Origin of the sequence: Sulfuricaulis sp. (genome assembly GCF_040901545.1) — a bacterium.
Classification (GTDB): Bacteria; Pseudomonadota; Gammaproteobacteria; order Acidiferrobacterales; family Sulfurifustaceae; genus Sulfuricaulis.
The window spans coordinates 31,294-47,627 of the sequence record NZ_JBBDYL010000012.1; the positions used below are offsets into that span (position 1 = coordinate 31,294).

General features: G+C 56.3%; 17 protein-coding genes. 14 read left to right on the plus strand and 3 right to left on the minus strand.

The window, feature by feature from the left end; all coding sequences use genetic code 11:
- The first annotated feature begins 279 nt into the window (after nt 1-279).
- Nucleotides 280-939: a deoxyribonuclease V gene (gene nfi, locus WD823_RS02795; RefSeq protein ID WP_368427963.1), complete on the plus strand. Its 660-nt coding sequence runs from the start codon at nt 280-282 to the stop codon at nt 937-939.
- A 351-nt stretch (nt 940-1,290) separates the two neighbouring features.
- Nucleotides 1,291-1,950: a MarC family protein gene (locus WD823_RS02800; RefSeq protein WP_368427964.1), complete on the plus strand. Its 660-nt coding sequence runs from the start codon at nt 1,291-1,293 to the stop codon at nt 1,948-1,950.
- 11 nt (nt 1,951-1,961) lie between these two features.
- Here the strand turns inward: WD823_RS02800 and WD823_RS02805 are convergent, their stop codons facing one another.
- Nucleotides 1,962-3,230 (minus strand): HD-GYP domain-containing protein, encoded by a 1,269-nt coding sequence (locus WD823_RS02805; RefSeq protein ID WP_368427965.1) that lies wholly within the window; start codon nt 3,228-3,230, stop codon nt 1,962-1,964.
- 211 nt (nt 3,231-3,441) lie between these two features.
- Between WD823_RS02805 and WD823_RS02810 the strand changes: the two genes are divergently transcribed.
- The 5 genes from WD823_RS02810 (at nt 3,442) to WD823_RS02830 (ending at nt 7,029) form a co-directional block, all read left to right on the plus strand.
- On the plus strand, nt 3,442-3,651 hold the full coding sequence (locus tag WD823_RS02810; protein ID WP_368427966.1) for a dodecin: 210 nt from the start codon (nt 3,442-3,444) through the stop codon (nt 3,649-3,651).
- A 12-nt stretch (nt 3,652-3,663) separates the two neighbouring features.
- On the plus strand, nt 3,664-3,969 hold the full coding sequence (locus WD823_RS02815; protein WP_368427982.1) for a DUF2007 domain-containing protein: 306 nt from the start codon (nt 3,664-3,666) through the stop codon (nt 3,967-3,969).
- Between the two features lie 101 nt (nt 3,970-4,070).
- Nucleotides 4,071-5,069: an efflux RND transporter periplasmic adaptor subunit gene (locus WD823_RS02820; protein WP_368427967.1), complete on the plus strand. Its 999-nt coding sequence runs from the start codon at nt 4,071-4,073 to the stop codon at nt 5,067-5,069.
- 25 nt (nt 5,070-5,094) lie between these two features.
- Nucleotides 5,095-6,339 carry an ABC transporter permease gene (locus tag WD823_RS02825; protein WP_368427968.1) on the plus strand — a complete coding sequence of 415 codons (1,245 nt, stop codon included), beginning with the start codon at nt 5,095-5,097 and terminating at the stop codon, nt 6,337-6,339.
- A 3-nt stretch (nt 6,340-6,342) separates the two neighbouring features.
- Nucleotides 6,343-7,029: an ABC transporter ATP-binding protein gene (locus WD823_RS02830; RefSeq protein ID WP_368427969.1), complete on the plus strand. Its 687-nt coding sequence runs from the start codon at nt 6,343-6,345 to the stop codon at nt 7,027-7,029.
- A 20-nt stretch (nt 7,030-7,049) separates the two neighbouring features.
- On the opposite strand, the gene WD823_RS02835 is transcribed toward WD823_RS02830, so the two are convergent.
- On the minus strand, nt 7,050-8,267 hold the full coding sequence (locus WD823_RS02835; RefSeq protein WP_368427970.1) for a hypothetical protein: 1,218 nt from the start codon (nt 8,265-8,267) through the stop codon (nt 7,050-7,052).
- 236 nt (nt 8,268-8,503) lie between these two features.
- Between WD823_RS02835 and htpX the strand changes: the two genes are divergently transcribed.
- The gene (gene htpX, locus WD823_RS02840; protein WP_368427971.1) at nt 8,504-9,388 is read left to right on the plus strand and encodes a protease HtpX; all 885 of its coding nucleotides are present in this window, start codon (nt 8,504-8,506) and stop codon (nt 9,386-9,388) included.
- A gap of 75 nt (nt 9,389-9,463) precedes the next feature.
- On the opposite strand, the gene WD823_RS02845 is transcribed toward htpX, so the two are convergent.
- Nucleotides 9,464-10,237 carry a DUF1223 domain-containing protein gene (locus WD823_RS02845; protein ID WP_368427972.1) on the minus strand — a complete coding sequence of 258 codons (774 nt, stop codon included), beginning with the start codon at nt 10,235-10,237 and terminating at the stop codon, nt 9,464-9,466.
- Nucleotides 10,238-10,660: 423 nt separating this feature from the next.
- Here WD823_RS02845 and WD823_RS02850 point away from each other — a divergent pair, with 423 nt between their 5' ends.
- The 6 genes from WD823_RS02850 (at nt 10,661) to slmA (ending at nt 16,232) form a co-directional block, all read left to right on the plus strand.
- Nucleotides 10,661-11,548: a LysR family transcriptional regulator gene (locus WD823_RS02850; RefSeq protein WP_368427973.1), complete on the plus strand. Its 888-nt coding sequence runs from the start codon at nt 10,661-10,663 to the stop codon at nt 11,546-11,548.
- Nucleotides 11,549-11,638: 90 nt separating this feature from the next.
- Nucleotides 11,639-12,181 (plus strand): ATP-dependent protease subunit HslV, encoded by a 543-nt coding sequence (gene hslV, locus WD823_RS02855; RefSeq protein WP_368427974.1) that lies wholly within the window; start codon nt 11,639-11,641, stop codon nt 12,179-12,181.
- Between the two features lie 258 nt (nt 12,182-12,439).
- Nucleotides 12,440-13,780, plus strand: a complete 1,341-nt coding sequence (hslU, locus tag WD823_RS02860; protein WP_368427975.1) for an ATP-dependent protease ATPase subunit HslU — start codon at nt 12,440-12,442, stop codon at nt 13,778-13,780.
- A gap of 170 nt (nt 13,781-13,950) precedes the next feature.
- The gene (locus tag WD823_RS02865; protein ID WP_368427976.1) at nt 13,951-14,412 is read left to right on the plus strand and encodes an Hsp20/alpha crystallin family protein; all 462 of its coding nucleotides are present in this window, start codon (nt 13,951-13,953) and stop codon (nt 14,410-14,412) included.
- Between the two features lie 215 nt (nt 14,413-14,627).
- On the plus strand, nt 14,628-15,524 hold the full coding sequence (gene argB, locus WD823_RS02870; RefSeq protein ID WP_368427977.1) for an acetylglutamate kinase: 897 nt from the start codon (nt 14,628-14,630) through the stop codon (nt 15,522-15,524).
- Nucleotides 15,525-15,647: 123 nt separating this feature from the next.
- The gene (slmA, locus tag WD823_RS02875; RefSeq protein WP_368427978.1) at nt 15,648-16,232 is read left to right on the plus strand and encodes a nucleoid occlusion factor SlmA; all 585 of its coding nucleotides are present in this window, start codon (nt 15,648-15,650) and stop codon (nt 16,230-16,232) included.
- Nucleotides 16,233-16,334: the final 102 nt, after the last annotated feature.

The window sequence follows — 16,334 nt, forward strand, 5'->3', positions numbered from 1 at the left end:
CCGGGGCGCACCTTACAGGATTAGCCGGGGGAAAGCCAGCGAATCAGCAGGAAGGCGCGTGCCGGCAGGATCATGACCGGGTGTACCCGCTATGGGCGCCATCCGGTCATCTGAACCAGCCCAAACGGGCCAGACCGTTTACGATCCGGTCGGAACCGCAATACGTGGCGGTAACCGCGGGGGCTGCGCCAGGTAGAATGCCCTCGCCGTACGACCGGTGTCCTGAATGTTATAAATAGAATGTCTGGTCAAAGAGACGTGGATCGAGGGAAAGCCGCAATGAAGCCACCGAAAACTGTCAGCTGGCCACGCCGGATTGCCGCAGCGCGCCGTCTTCAGGAGCAGTTGCGCACAAAGGTGATCACGGAGGATATGTTCGAAAAAATCCATACTGTCGCCGGCATCGACGTGGGATTTGAAAAAAACGGCACGGTCACGCGTGCCGCCGTGGTGGTGCTGGACTTTCCCGGTTTGACGTTGCGGGAGCAAGTCATTGCCCGTCGCCCGACGCGCTTTCCGTATGTTCCCGGTTACCTGTCATTTCGTGAAGCACCTGCGGCGCTGGCGGCCTTGAAGAAACTGCGAACCCGGCCGGACCTGGTGTTATGCGATGGCCAGGGTCTGGCCCACCCGCGGCGTTTCGGGCTGGCGTGTCATCTGGGGTTGCTTGCCAATATACCCAGTATCGGCGTGGCCAAATCGAGGTTGATCGGTACCCACGAAAAAGTTCCGGAGAAAAGGGGATGCTGGAGACCGCTTGTGGATAATGGCGAAATGATCGGTGTCGTGCTGCGCACGCGCACCGGGGTCAAGCCGGTTTACGTGTCAGTCGGGTACGGCATCAGTCTGACCACCGCGATTGCGTACGTGATGCACTGCACCACACGTTACCGTCTTCCCGAAACCACGAGACTGGCGCACAAGCTGGCATCAACATGACACATTCCACGACTTGACTCCCGCCCAGACCTGACCGGGAACCGACCCGGTAATAATTTTTACCGGGTAACAATAATTCCGGGATCCGGCACGCAAGCAGACTTGATTTAAATCAATGACGGCGCCGTTATTGTCAGTATGGTTACGTGCGCTTAGGCCTCGTTTCATAGAGGCAAGCCGCCGTCCGGTGTCTCCGCACGGTCGCCACTTCTCCCTGACGATCGAGTATTGGACGGCGGTATTTTTTTGTCCATGCGGCCCGATTATTTCCGCTGATGACGGTTACCGCCCCATTGAGTAATTTCCACCAGGAGGTAAAGTGCGTCTCATTACCGCACCGCGAGATCCGTCATGTTCGATTTGTTTTTGGATTCGCTCATTATAATGTTGGTGGTCGTAGATCCCGTTGGGCTCGCCCCGGTTTTCGCAGCGCTCACGCAGGGAGAGTCGCCCGCCGCCAAGCGCCGGATGGCCATTCGCGGGACGTCGATAGCCGGCGCCATACTCGTGATTTTCGTTCTCATCGGCGACACGCTGCTGAATGCGCTCGGAATCGGGATGCCGGCGTTCCAAATCGCCGGGGGGCTGTTGTTGTTTCTATTGGCAGTTGACATGGTGTTTGCCCGCCATTCGGGGCTCCGTTCAACGACTGACAGAGAGCAACGGGAGGCGGAGGCAAAAAAAGACATATCGGTATTTCCCTTGGCGATTCCCCTTATCGCCGGACCGGGAGCGTTGACTACGGTGCTCCTCATGGTCGGCGAGCAGGGGTATGAACCGACGATTATCGCAACCGTGCTGGCCGTGCTCCTTGTGGTGCTGCTCGCCACGCTCGCATCATTATTGTTATCCACGAAGATCTTGGCCTTCATGGGAGAAACCGGCGCCAATGTGATTTCGCGCGTGTTGGGGATTATTCTGGCGGCGCTTGCGGTTCAGTTCGTGTTGAACGGCTGGTCCGCCGGGTTTTCGTTACTCGAGGGAGTGAGGACGGAGGCCCTGATTATCTGACGGCAAAGGCTTTATGCCGCGGCATTGATCGGGAGATACTGAACGGGATTGATTCCATACACTCCTGGCTCGAGCACGCGATCGATTTCGCACGGCCGGCCGTCGCGTGTCTTGTAACTCATGAGATCTATGACGGTAGCATTCGGGATCGGGTAATAATCGGCTTGGAGCACGAGGTTCACTCGCGGTTTCAAGCGTCGTTGTCGGTTCATCGTCACCACGACCCCGATTTCGCCGGTATTGAGTTCCACCACGCTTCCGATCGGGTAGATTCCCATGCATTGGATGAACTGTTCCACGAGACCGGAATGAAAATCGCGGTTCCGCCATTCGTACATTTTTTTCAACGCGGTGTGTGCCGACATGCCGGTGTGATAGGCACGATCGCTGGAGATGGCATCGTAGCAATCGACAATTCCCCCGATCATGCCGAACAGGCCGATTAGGTCGCCTTTTAATCCGAGGACATAACCACTGCCGCCGTAGCGTTCATGATGACAGCGCGCCACATCGATAGCCGGGCGCGGAATCCCGGCATTGTCCTCGAGAATTTCCACGCCGCGCGGGACGTGGCTTTTCACTATCTCATATTCCTTGTCGTCGAGCGCGCCCGGTTTATTGAGAATATCGGCGGGCACTTTCATTTTTCCGATGTCATGCAACAATGCCCCGAGGCCGAGCAAATTCAACTCGTGTTTCTCAAGTCCCAGATGGCGCCCGAATGAAAGCGCCAGAATGCAGACCCGCATGCTGTGTTGCGCTGTGTATTCGTGTTTCCGTTTTAACAACGCAAAGCAAGCGAGCGCATCCGGGTTGCGGATGACGCTTTCGACCATTTCACTGACGATTTTTTTCGCGCCGTTGCTGTTGATATTTTTACCCATTCTCACATCTTCCAGGATACTGTAGACCAGGTCGCGAATTTCATGATGAATCTTCCGGGCAACCTCCGCCTCGGTCTCGAGGGCGGTTTTATCCTGGTAAACGGGTTTGAGCAGCGGTTGGGTTTTTATATTGAGCAGGAGGTCGCGCTCGATTTTTCTGTGACGCTCCTTTTCATTTGCGATGGCGATTTCTGCCGGTGTCCGGGAAGACGGCTTCTCATTAGGATCGGGAGTTAATACATAGACATGCCGGCAGAAACGCTGCAATTCCCGGATTTGCTCTGCGGAGCGAATTTCAAATCCCTGGAAGAGGAACGGTGCATCGCGCCACGGACGGTCCAACTCGCTGACGTACATCCCGATCTCGAGATGTTGAACGTCGAGTTTTTTTCTCATGCTTTTGACAGAACCGGCATCTTGTACGCTTGGAAGTCGCACGATACCGTCATTTCGGCTAGCACGGCGCGACATTCTATTACAGAACCTCCGGTTCCTCAATGAGTTATCGATGCCGCATCAAAAATTTCCCCCGTTTACTTCGATGGCGGACAGGAAACGGGGAAGATGCCAAAATGCCGGTTTGCTAATCACGATCGGAGGGAAAAAAATGAGTGAACATGCTTATAAAATGCTCGAGCTGGTGGGCTCATCCACCAAGGGGTCGGACGCGGCCATTCAAAATGCGATCATCCGCGCCGCCAAATCAATGCGGAACCTGGATTGGTTCGAGGTGGTCGAAACCCGCGGTCATCTCGTGAACGGCAAGGTGGCGCACTGGCAGGTCAAGATCAAAGTAGGGTTTCGCATGGATGATTAGCCTGCCGTCATGATGCGGCTTTATTCGGCGTCCAACTTGCCTGAGGCCCACCTGCTGTTGCATCGACTCGTTCGTGCCGGGATTGAGGCGTGCGTATTGAATGAACACGCGCAAGGGGGATTGGGCGAGATACCTTTCACCCATGCCTATCCTGAAATCTGGATCATGGAGGAAGCGGATGAAGGCCGGGCACGTGCGATAATTGCCGAATTCGAGCGTGCTCCCGTTATCCGAGACGCGACGTATTGCAAAAGCTGCGGAGAATCGAACCCACCGGAATTCGAAATATGCTGGCACTGCGGCAAGCCGTTAGACTGACAAATGAAATTTCTCGGCAGCAATATCAGCCGGCACATGAGTCTTGCCAACGGTCGCCACCGGCGAGATGCTAGCCGCGCGTGAATCAACCATTGGTAATATTGAAAAAATTCGGACTCTATATAATCGCTATCCTGATCATCGTGACGGTGATTGTGGTATTCACGTTGCGCTCGCTGACGGCTGTTCAGACGTCTCCAATCGTGCGCGGGCCCGCGGTCGAGGCGGTTTATGCCACCGGTATCGTCGAACCGGTGCTCTGGGCCAAAGTCGGGCCCAAATCCACCGGCCGTATCGCTGAAATAATGTCCCATGAAGGCGACACGGTAAAACGCGGTACGGCGCTCGCACGCCTCGATGACCGGGAAGCGCGGGCCAATACCAAGCAGTTGGCGGCACGGGAAGCATTTCTGCGCGATGAGGAAAAGCGATATCAGGAACTGTTTACCAAGCAACTCATCAGCCGGCAAGTTTATGAAAAAGCGGTCAGCGATCATGAACAGGCGCTGGAGTCGCTCAACGCGGCACGCCAGGCGCTATCCGACCTCACGCTGGTTTCTCCGCTCTCGGGAAAAGTATTACGCCAGGACGGTCAAGCGGGCGAGGTCGTCACCAATACCAGCGTGTTGTTCTGGGTCGGCGAATCCGACCGGTTGTGGGTAGTGGCCGATGTGGATGAGGAGGACATTCCGCGTATCCATCCGAAGCAGCGTGTGCTGATCAAGGCGGATGCCTTTGCCGGCCGGACGCTCGAAGGGACCGTCGTGGAAATCACGCCAAAAGGCGATCCCGTCAACAAAACCTACCGGGTGCGCATCGGTTTGACCGCCGGCACGCCGCTTAAAATCGGCATGACCACCGAAGTCAATATCATTGTGAGCGAAGCGCAGGACACCCTCCTGGCACCGGCGTCCGCGGTGGTTGACGACCATGTGTGGCGGGTTCAAAACGGCCGTGCCGTTCGCCGGGACATAAAAACCGGAATTCTCGGTGATCAAAAAATCCAGATTCTTTCGGGAGTGGAAGCAGGCGATAAGGTGATACTTTATCCTCCCGCGACGTTGAAAGACGGTCAACGCGTGCGCGTCACCGGAACCTGACGGAATTCGGCAGGCGAATTGGACCATGCGCCTGATACTCGACATCGCCATCACGCATCTTGTCCACCGCAAGCGCCAGACGCTTGTTTCCGTGCTGGGTGTGGCCATGGGCGTTGGTTTTTTCATCGCGATGGCGGCGATGATGCAGGGTTTCCAGCGATATTTCGTCGCCAAGACCATCGATGTCTCGCCGCACATCATCATCAAGGATGAATTCCGCATTCCCCCATTGCAACCGGTGGAGCAATACTATCGTGATGGCGCCATCCGTCTGCTCAACGTGCGCCCGCGGGAAGAGCGGCGCGGGATCAAAAACGGCGGGGCCATGGTGGATGCGATTGGACGTCAACCGGGCGTGGCGGTGGCCCCGACGCTCGCGGGTCAAATCTTCCTGCGTTATGGCACCAAGGATGTCTCGGCGACGTTGTACGGTATCGATCCCGTTCGGGAACGCCGGGTGACGTATCTTGAACAGGACCTGATCGCCGGCAGCCTGAACGGACTGTATACCGCCGCCAACGGCGTGATCCTGGGAAGCGGACTGGCTGACAAGATCGGCGTGGCGCTGGGTGACACTTTGTCTGTCATTTCACCCGCCGGGGTTATTCTAAAGATGAAAGTCGTTGGAATCTTTAACAGCGGTGTTACGGCCAAGGACAATTACGAGTCGTTTGCATTGCTCAAAAAAGCGCAAATCCTCCAGGACCGCGCGAATGTGATCAACCAGATTCGAATCCGACTGCGGAACATCGATCAGGCCGCAGAGTTGGCGCGTTCACTGGAGGCGCGTTACGGTTATCGGGCTGAATCGTGGGAGGAGACCAACAAGAACGTATTGGGCATTTTTGTCATTCAGAACGGGATCATGTACTCGACCGTCAGCGCCATCCTGATCGTGGCGGCTTTCGGCATTTTCAATATCATCACCACCGTGATTCATGAGAAGGCCCGGGATATCGCCATTCTCAAATCCATCGGATTCGAGGAAGCCACGATCCGCGGGATATTTCTGCTCGAAGGGGCCGTTGTCGGTGTTGTCGGAACGCTGATCGGCTGGGCACTGGGCTACGGCCTTACCGAACTGCTGGCTTCCATACGTTTCAATATCGAGGGGTTTGTGAAAACCGAAGGATTCATACTGTACTACACCATTCGGCATTACCTCATCGCGGGTGTCTTCGCGATGGTGGCTTCGTTGGTGGCGTCTTACCTGCCGGCGCGCAAAGCGGCGGCGGTCAATCCGGTGGATATCATCCGCGGCGGTGCCTGACCCATGGCGAACGCGCCACTCATCGAAGTCCGCGACGTCAGCCGTGTGCTGCCGGGGCCGGTGCCCGTCACGCTGGTGCGAGACATCAATCTTACGGTCCGGCGCGGCGAGTTCATCGCCATTGTCGGCCCATCCGGTTCCGGAAAGTCATCGCTGCTGTATTTGCTGGGTTTGCTGGATATGCCGTCCCAGGGTGCTATTTATCTCGACGGAGCCAACACGACCGAACTGAATCGTCAGCAACAGGCGCATATGCGCCTGTCCCGCCTGGGGTTTGTATTCCAATTTCATTTTCTGTTGCATGAATTTACCTCGCTCGGCAATGTCATGATTCCCATGCGCAAACTGGGCGGCAAAAACGAATCGCAAATTGAGCGGCAGGCCCGCGCGCTGCTGGGTGAGTTGAACATGGAAACGTACGCCGATCGGCTTCCGGAACAGCTTTCCGGCGGCGAGCGCCAGCGGGTGGCGATTGCGCGGGCGCTGGCGAACGACCCTGCCGTCATCCTGGCGGACGAGCCCACGGGGAATCTCGACAGCAAAAATGCGCAGCAGGTTTTCGATATTTTCAAGCGCCTGGTGGAGTTAAATGGCCAAACGGTGATCGTGATTACCCATGAAATGCATCTCGCGCAGCAGGCGCATCGTCGTATCCGGCTCATCGATGGGCTTATCGCCGAGGACGGTTGAATCCGACCAGCGATCCAAAGCTACAAGCGGGTGCTCAGATCGGCCTCGGCCTGTACCTTCGCGCGCAGCAAAAACTCGGTTATGTGGGACCATGGCGCGCGTTTTTCCGATATGATGTCGGAAATTTTCCGGGAGAATTTGCCATAACTGAGAACTTCATCCTTGGTGACGGCCGCGGCACTGTGTTCCAGGAACGGTATCAGTCCCTCGATCAATTTGAGTTTCTCGCGTTTGGTCTGGATGTCCCGGTCTTCCTCCTTGGCATCGAAGTAAGCCTCCGAATTGTCAAGCATGGTATCGATCGCCTTGCTTAAGTTATTGCAATCCAGCCGAAACATGCCGTACGAGTTCTGATAAAGCTTGAATAGCTCGAGCACGATTTCCTTAAGCTGCAGCAGTCGCGGATAGGTGTGCAACGCCGTGGAGTAAAATTTGAAGACGTCATCGTATTCGACTTTGGGTTTGGACGCCTCGGCCCCGGGAAGGCCGGAATAAGACGACACCGTGGCGCTCGAAGAATCCTCGGTTTTGTCGCGCATCTTCGGGTTTTTGGCCATCTGACACATCACGCGTATGTCCTCAAGCTGTGCGAGGATTTCCTCTTCTTTGTTGCGCGCGTCGCGCTGGGCAAACTGTAAATTGCTTTCGGCCTCGCTGTAGTCGAAGGAGGACACGACATTCTGTCGGATACGCGACTCGACTGCACCGTGGTCGCGGGTACCCAACACGCCGGCCAGCCGTTGTTTCAGACGCTCGCGCGCCTCGATGGCGATGTGATAGATACTGGAATAGCGCGCTTCGGTTTCCTTGAACTGCACGTACTGGTGCATGTTCTTCTCGAAGTTATCGATTTTTTCCAGAAATATCTGCGAGAAGGACAGAAAGGGACCGGCGAACGCCGCATTTTCCTCGGCGCTCAATGTCAGCCTCGCGAGGAGCTGCTTGCAGGCGGCGATTTTTCCGTCCACGGTCTGAACACCGCGAGTTATCCCGGCCAGGACATTGGAGATGCTGGCGAACGACTGGTGTATTTGTTTGGTGGTTTTGAGAATGTCAATCAGCTTGCGCAGCATGGTTTCCTCGCCGCTGGTGTGCAGGAACAGCGCCTGGAGGCTGTTCTTCGCATCGTCCAGCTGGTTCGGACGCAAGAGCGCGTGTTCTTCGATGAAGTAAAGCGCCGTCATCGAGATGAGCGCCTCTCGATATTGGGGTTCGGCGGGCTTGTCGTCGAGCTTCATGGCATAACAAAGGCAGGCGCGACACTTGCTACTCGGATCGGCCGGAAATCACGATTCAGCCGGTATGGATTGCCCGGGCGATTGATCATCCTTTAATATAGTATCAACAGACAGGGGGCTTGTCGCGGCGGCTTGCCTGAATGGAGCACACGGCGGGGGATTGAACTTGTGCGGCGTTATCCCCATCTAATGATCCGAAAAAGAAACGGGTTTTCAACTGGAGAGTCTACATCGATATGAAGCGTATTTTCTTGTTCGTAGCGACCAACATCGCCGTACTATTGGTTCTCAGTATTACGGCGAATATTCTCATCAAAGCCTTTGGCGTGGAAGATATGCCCGGAGGGCTGAATCTGCAGGCCCTGATTATCTTCGCGGCGGTGCTGGGTTTCGGCGGTTCATTTATCTCGCTCGCCATGTCCAAATGGATGGCCAAGAGGGCGACCGGCGCCCAAGTGATCGAACAACCGCGCAACAGCACGGAGCAATGGCTGTTTGAAACCGTCCGCCGTCAGGCCAAACAAGCCGGCATCGGCATGCCGGAAGTCGCGGTATATAACGCGCCCGACATCAATGCCTTCGCCACCGGCATGCGGCGCGATTCAGCGTTAGTCGCGGTCAGCACCGGTTTGCTGCAGGCCATGGACAAGGACGAAGCCGAAGCGGTGCTCGGACATGAAATCACGCATGTGGCCAATGGCGACATGGTGACCCTCGCGCTCATTCAGGGGGTGCTGAATACGTTTGTTATCGTGCTTTCACGCGTCATCGGTTATTTTGTCGACCGCGTCCTGTTGAAAAACGATCGTGGAGTAGGCATCGGATTTTTTGTCACCAGTATCGCGGCCCAGATCGTCCTCGGTATTCTCGCGAGCATGATTGTCATGTGGTTCAGTCGCCAGCGCGAATTTCGCGCGGACGCCGGCGGTGCAAAACTGGCTGGTCGCGACAAAATGATCGCGGCACTCGAGCGCCTCAAGGCGGCGCATGAACCGGCCCAGTTGCCGGACCAGATGGCGGCCTTCGGTATTTCCGGGCGGCGCGACGGCGGCTGGAAGCGGCTGTTTATGTCGCATCCGCCGCTGGATGAGCGCATCGTCGCGCTGCAACAGGGACGCTGATCGACGAGGATTGATGAAACAAAAACCCGCCGCGCGCAAGCGTTGCGGGTTTTGATTTGAATAACTGCACCGGTATCAGGAGCAAAGCGGCTGCGCCAGCGCCTGCCATACCTCCCCGTTGTCGCGATCCTGCACGAAGGCCGCAACGCCGAGATCGTTCACCTTCCATGTTCTGTCGAGTTCCAGCCGTTGCGTGACATGCAACGTGCCGTCGTCGCTCAGCGGCTTTGGCCCCAGCCAGCGACGCGCGACGAAATCATGCCGCAACGTCCGTCCTTCATTTTCACCGGCGCGGATATGGTTGGCGAGATCATTTTCATACAGTACGATGAACAGGTCCGGGACGCCGCGCTCAGCGGCGCGCGCCTTGACGGTGATGTTCAGCACGTTTCCTTCGCGCTCAAGCGTCAGCGTGAGATCGGCGCGCGCCGGAGTCATGATGGCGCTCTCAACCGCGGTTATGCCCCGGTGTCGCCAGTGAAGGAATTCCTTTCCGTTCAGCAGCAATTGCGGAGTGTAGACGGTGCGCGACCGATTCCGGCGCGCCACGGAATATTGACGCTGTGTATGACGCTTGTCTGAAAAGGGATCCTCCCAGCCAAGGTAGTTCCAGTAATCCACGTGCAAGGCGAGTGGCACGACGCGGTCCGGATAGAGTTTGCTGGCGCGAAAACGCGCGAGCCATTCGTCAGCCGGAGGACAGCTGCTGCAACCTTCGGAAGTGTACAATTCCAGTAACGCGTTGGCGGTTTTGCCGCTCGTGGCGGTGCACGAACCGGAGTTGGTTTGCGCCGCCTGTACCGACCCGGCAATAAGGCTGATACCCAGGATTATCGCTGTTTTTTGCACGCTTTTCCTAACGATAGATTATTTTTGCCCGAAGTGATCCGGCGGATACGTTTCTTAGTCCCGCCATGGCGCCATTGGTTCAAAAAGGCCCGCAATCAATCAGCGCAGCCGATGTCAATTATTCGGTCCATGGTCGTCCCTTCGCCGGGATTTCTATTGCGCGATCTGATCCTCCGCTGTGAACCGACATTGTGCTCCCGGTTCCTGGAGTTCACCACGCTGTATGATCCGGAACCGATTCCAAACCGACAATCGGCTCTGTTCGGGCCCGCCCCCTTGATCGAACAATCCTTGAGTAAATCCATTCAAAAGAAGTAATTGGCGCGGGCATGAAAGTTGACAAGGACGAGAATTATTGTCGGACTTGCCAGCATTTCGGTGAAATGAAATGATTAACACGATTAAGATTATTTCTGCACCTAAATGGATATAGATCTGCTTCGGACTTTCCTCGAGGTCAATCGAACGCGTCACTTCGGCAAGACCGCGGAAAACCTCTATCTCACCCAGTCGGCGGTGAGCGCACGCATTCGCCTGCTCGAAGCGACGCTGGGAGCGCCGCTGTTTACCCGCACCCGCAACGACATCCAATTGACACCCGCCGGTTCGCGCATGCTGAAATACGCCGAATCAATTTTGAATTCGTGGAACCGCGCGCGCCAAGACACCGCGATCAGTGAGGAGAATACCGCCTCGCTTGCCATCGGCGCCTCGTACAGTTTGTGGGATATTTTGCTGCAGAATTGGTTGCACACGCTCAACCGGGAATTGCCCCACGTGACCCTGCAGGCGGAGGCCCACGGTTCGGATACGCTCATCCGCCGCTTGCGGGATTATGCGCTCGATATCGCCTTCATGTTCGAGCCCCCGCAAATGGCGGAGCTGGAAGTACGCGAAGCCGGGATGATCAAATTAACCATGGTTTCGGATCGTCCCCATATTCGCGGGCGCGAGGCGGTCGGCAGCGGGTATATCATGACCGATTGGGGGATTGCGTTTTCCATTGCTCATGCCCGGCATTTTCCGGATATGCCGCCGCCCAAAATTCACATGGGCCTGGGGCGGATGGCGCTGGCATTTTTGTTGCACAACGGCGGCACTACGTATCTGCCGCAGCGAATGGTCAAGGATTATCTGCGAACCAAACGTCTGTACCGCGTGGATGACGCGCCGGTGATCGACCGCCTGGTCTATGTTGTCTATCTCCATGCAAATGAGCGCAAGGAATTGCTGGAGCAGGTTTTGGGTTTCCTCAACGGGTATCCCACCTCTGAAGCAGACAGTACTGCCGCGGTGATGCCGGTTGCCTGATCCAACGCATGCCGTTTATCACAGCCGCTATTTAATCATGCCGAACAATCTTGCGATGTCGGAACGTTGAGTTCACGGGAGGACACTGAATTGGAGCCGAATCTTCAGGGTACAACCATTCTATCGGTACGCCGGGATGGGCGCGTGGTCATCGGTGGCGATGGCCAGGTTACCATGGGGAACACCATCATGAAGGCGAACGCCCGCAAGGTCCGTCGTCTGTACAAGGATCAGGTGATCGCCGGGTTTGCCGGCGGCACGGCGGATGCCTTTACCCTGTTTGAGCGTTTCGAAGCAAAACTCGAGAAGCACCAAGGCCATCTTGTGCGTGCCGCCGTGGAATTGGCGAAGGATTGGCGCACCGACCGTATTCTGCGCCGCCTTGAGGCCTTGCTGGCGGTGGCTGACAAAACCGCGTCGCTTGTGATCACCGGACAGGGGGATGTAATTGAACCGGAAGGCGGGCTCATTGCCATCGGTTCCGGTGGCCCGTATGCCCAGGCGGCGGCCCGGGCGCTCATGGAAAACACCGAACTGGATGCCCGCGCGATTGCCGAAAAGGCATTGAATATTACCGCCGACATCTGCATATATACCAATCGCAGCCTGACCATCGAGGAATTAAACTGCTAAGAATTTTTTTACAAACCGCCATGACGCCAAGAGCGCCAAGAAAGGCAAAATTGGACAGGATTCACAGGATTAAAAAGCACGATTAACAGGATTATTTAATTTCTAAAATCTTAATCCTGACAATTCTGTATGGAACAGAATTGGACGGCCGAAGGCCGCCCGCAGGGTGCGCACCAGGGATGGTGCGTATCAAAATCCTGAGAAATCCTGTTAATCCTGTCTATTTCTTTTTAGTTAGAGACTTTCCAGGTAACAGATATGTCGGAAATGACCCCGCGTGAAATTGTCCAGGAATTGGACAAACACATCATTGGACAGACCGCGGCCAAGCGCGCCGTGGCCATCGCGCTGCGCAATCGTTGGCGGCGGGCCCAGGTGGCGGACGAAATCCTGCGGTCCGAAATTACCCCCAAGAACATCCTGATGATCGGTCCCACGGGCGTCGGCAAGACCGAGATTGCCCGCCGGCTGGCCAAGCTTGCCCATGCCCCGTTTATCAAAGTCGAGGCGACAAAATTTACCGAAGTGGGCTATGTCGGACGCGACGTCGACTCGATCATCCGCGACCTGGTTGACATGGCGGTCAAGATGACACGAGTCGAGGAGATGACGAAGGTCCGCACCCGGGCAGAAGATGCCGCCGAGGAACGGATCCTGAACATTCTGGTGCCGCCGGCGCGTGAGGTGGGCTTCGCCGTGGGCGCGGAATCGCGTCCGTCGGATGGCGCCGCGCGCCAAATGTTCCGCAAGAAATTGCGTGAAGGCGCCATGGACGATCGGGAAATCGAAATTGAACTCTCTTCGCCGGCCATCGGTGTTGAAATTTTCGCGCCACCCGGCATGGAAGAGATGACCAGCCAGTTGCAGGGTCTGTTTCAGAACATGGGCGGCCGGCGCGCTCGGTCGCGCACGGTACCCATTCGCGAGGCCAGAAAACTGCTGACGGAAGAGGAGGCCGGACGACTGATCAACGAGGAGGACATCAAGAGCCGGTCGCTCCAGCGGGTGGAACAACATGGCATCGTTTTCATCGATGAACTCGATAAAATCGCCGGCCGCACCGAGACGCGCGGCCCTGATGTCTCGCGCGAGGGAGTACAGCGCGATCTGCTGCCGCTCGTGGAGGGTTGCACCGTTACGACGAAATACGGAATGGTGAAAACCGACCACATTCTTTTCATCGCCTCCGGCGCGTTTCATATGTCTAGACCTTCGGACTTGATCCCCGAATTGCAGGGACGCCTGCCGATACGCGTGGAACTCGAGCCATTGACCGCCGAGGATTTCGTGCGCATCCTGACGGAAACGGATGCCTCGCTCACCGAACAATATATTGCGCTGCTGGCCGCCGAAGGACATGTCCTGGAATACACCCCTGACGGCGTGCGCCGGATCGCCGAGGTGGCGTGGCAGGTGAACGAGCGCACCGAGAATATCGGCGCTCGGCGTCTGCATACCGTCATGGAACGCCTGCTTGAAACCATATCGTTCGAGGCGGCGGACCGCGGGAAGGAAGAAACCGTGATCGATGCCGCGTATGTGAACCACCACTTGAGCAACCTCATCGACAACGAGGACCTCGCGCGCTATATCCTCTGACGGCAGGGGCCGCTGTATTTAATTTGCTTGATTTTCCGCGATTTTTTCGTGCTTGAAATTTTTCCCGTCATCCCCATTTTAAATCCGCAGACGGCAGAATGAGCCTGAAAGATCGTGATATCAGGTTCAGCGGATGCCGGGAGTTCAATCAATTTATTTGGAGGTGTTTTATGACCAGACTGATGCGACGTGATGACCGTACCCCGCTGGCCCGTTGGGGGTTGTGGGATAATGATATTGACCGTGTATTCCAGGGTTTTCTTAGCCCGATGCGCTGGGTGGAAGAGGCGCGCGGCGAGGACCTGTTTCCGGCCATGGACATGAAGGAACGCGATGACGCCTATGTCATCATCGCCGATGTTCCGGGCGCGAAAAAAGAGGACATCGATGTAACGCTGGAAAACGGCATTCTCACCATTACCGCCGAGACCAAGAGCGAGACGGAAGAGAAGGAAGGTGAGCGTGTGCTGCGCCAGGAACGCCGGTATGGCAAATATGTCCGCAGCCTGCGTCTCGGGACCCAGATCGAAGAGAAGGGGGTCAAGGCGAACTACAAGGATGGGGTGCTGGAGTTGACCCTGCCCAAAGCCGAGGAAGTGAAACCCAAGAAGATTTCGGTAGACGTCGATTAATCCTCCTTGACGGGAGATCACCGGTAGTAGAGAGGCCGCGCCAGCGGCCTCTCTTTTTTGGCTCCGGCTCCGGTGCGCTCCTCCGCGAAATTTGCCGGAGCTGGCATCGCCGGAATCATTCACGCGATTTTGTGACTCCCTGCTGACTTTAATGTGAATATGCGCTAACTTTTAAGTTTGATTCCACGATCTTGCCCACAAATAACCGGGAACCAATGCCGCTGACCCCCCAATCCGCCGCCGAACGAGCGCGCATTCTGACCGAGGCGCTGCCTTACATCCAGCGATTCCAGGGCAAAACCATCGTCATCAAGTACGGTGGTAACGCCATGATCGATGAGAACCTCAAGCGCGGGTTCGCGCGTGATGTGGTGCTCATGAAACTTGTCGGCATCAATCCGGTTGTCGTTCACGGCGGAGGACCGCAGATCGGACAGCTGCTCGATAAAATCGGCAAGAAAAGCGAGTTTGTTCAGGGAATGCGCGTCACCGACCGCGAAACCATGGACGTGGTCGAGATGGTTCTCGGCGGCCTGGTGAACAAGGAAATCGTCAATCTCATCAGTCAACAGGGCGGTAAGGCCGTCGGACTTTCGGGCAAGGACGGCGGTCTGATCCGGGCTAAAAAGTTGGTACTGCAGAAACCACAGGACCGGGCGGAACTTCCGAGCGAGATCATCGATATCGGGCATGTGGGCGATGTCAGCAGTATTGACCCCAGGTTGGTGGCATTGCTCGACACCGGAGATTTCATCCCGGTGATCGCGCCCATCGGGGTGGGCGAGGACGGGCAGACATACAATATCAACGCCGACGTCGTCGCTGGCAAGCTCGCCATCACGCTCAAAGCCGAAAAACTCATTTTACTGACCAACACCGCCGGCGTGCTGGACAAGGAAGGGAAGCTGCTCACGGGCTTGTCCATCAAGAAAGTCAAAGACCTCATTACCGATGGCACGGTTCATGGCGGCATGCTGCCCAAGGTCAACTACGCCCTGGATGCGGTCAGTAGCGGCGTTAAAACGGCGCACATCATCGACGGGCGCGTGGAGCATGCCTTGCTGCTTGAGATCTTCACCGATGTCGGTGTAGGCACGCTCATAAAATCCTGACCGAAAATCGGATCTTTCCGGTCAGGATGCGATTAATCCTAAATTATTTGCCGCTTTGCAAAAATAGAAGGCAGGTTTTGAACCGGATCCACCGTGGGAATCCGTAACTAATCATTTTATTTTATGGCCAGACCGCGCCGCGGCGAACGCCGCCAGCTGATTCTCGAAGTGCTCGCACGCATGCTGCAAGAGAGCCAGGGCGAGCATATCACCACTTCACAACTCGCGCGCGCCGTCGGCGTATCCGAGGCAGCGCTCTATCGGCATTTTCCCAGCAAGGCCAAAATGTTCGAGGGTCTGCTCGAGTTCATCGAAGAGACGCTGTTCACCCGTATCAACAAGATTATTGCGGAAGAATCCCGCGCCGAGCCGCGCGTGCAGAATATCCTGTTCCTGCTACTCGGCTTCGCCGACAAGAACCCCGGCATGGCGCGTCTGCTGTATGGCGATGTGCTGGTGGGCGAGACCGAGCGCCTGCGCAAGCGCGTGGCGCAGATATTCGATCGCATCGAGACTCAATTGAAGCAGATCCTGCGCGAGGGCGAAGCCAAGGAAAATTTGCGCGTGCCGATCGGTGATACGGCGGCAGTGCTGCTGGCCGTGATTGAAGGCTCGATTACCCGCTTTGTGCGCAGCGAATTTAAATCTTCTCCCGTGGCGGGATGGGAGAGACAGTGGGATTTATTGCGGAAGGGTGTTTTTGGTTGAGAGGGCTTCGCCCGCGTAACGCAGTCGTCATTACGGCGAAAGCCGGAATACAGGTTTTTAATTGTTCGCGCGCTTTTCGCGCGACTCAAAAGCATAATTTCG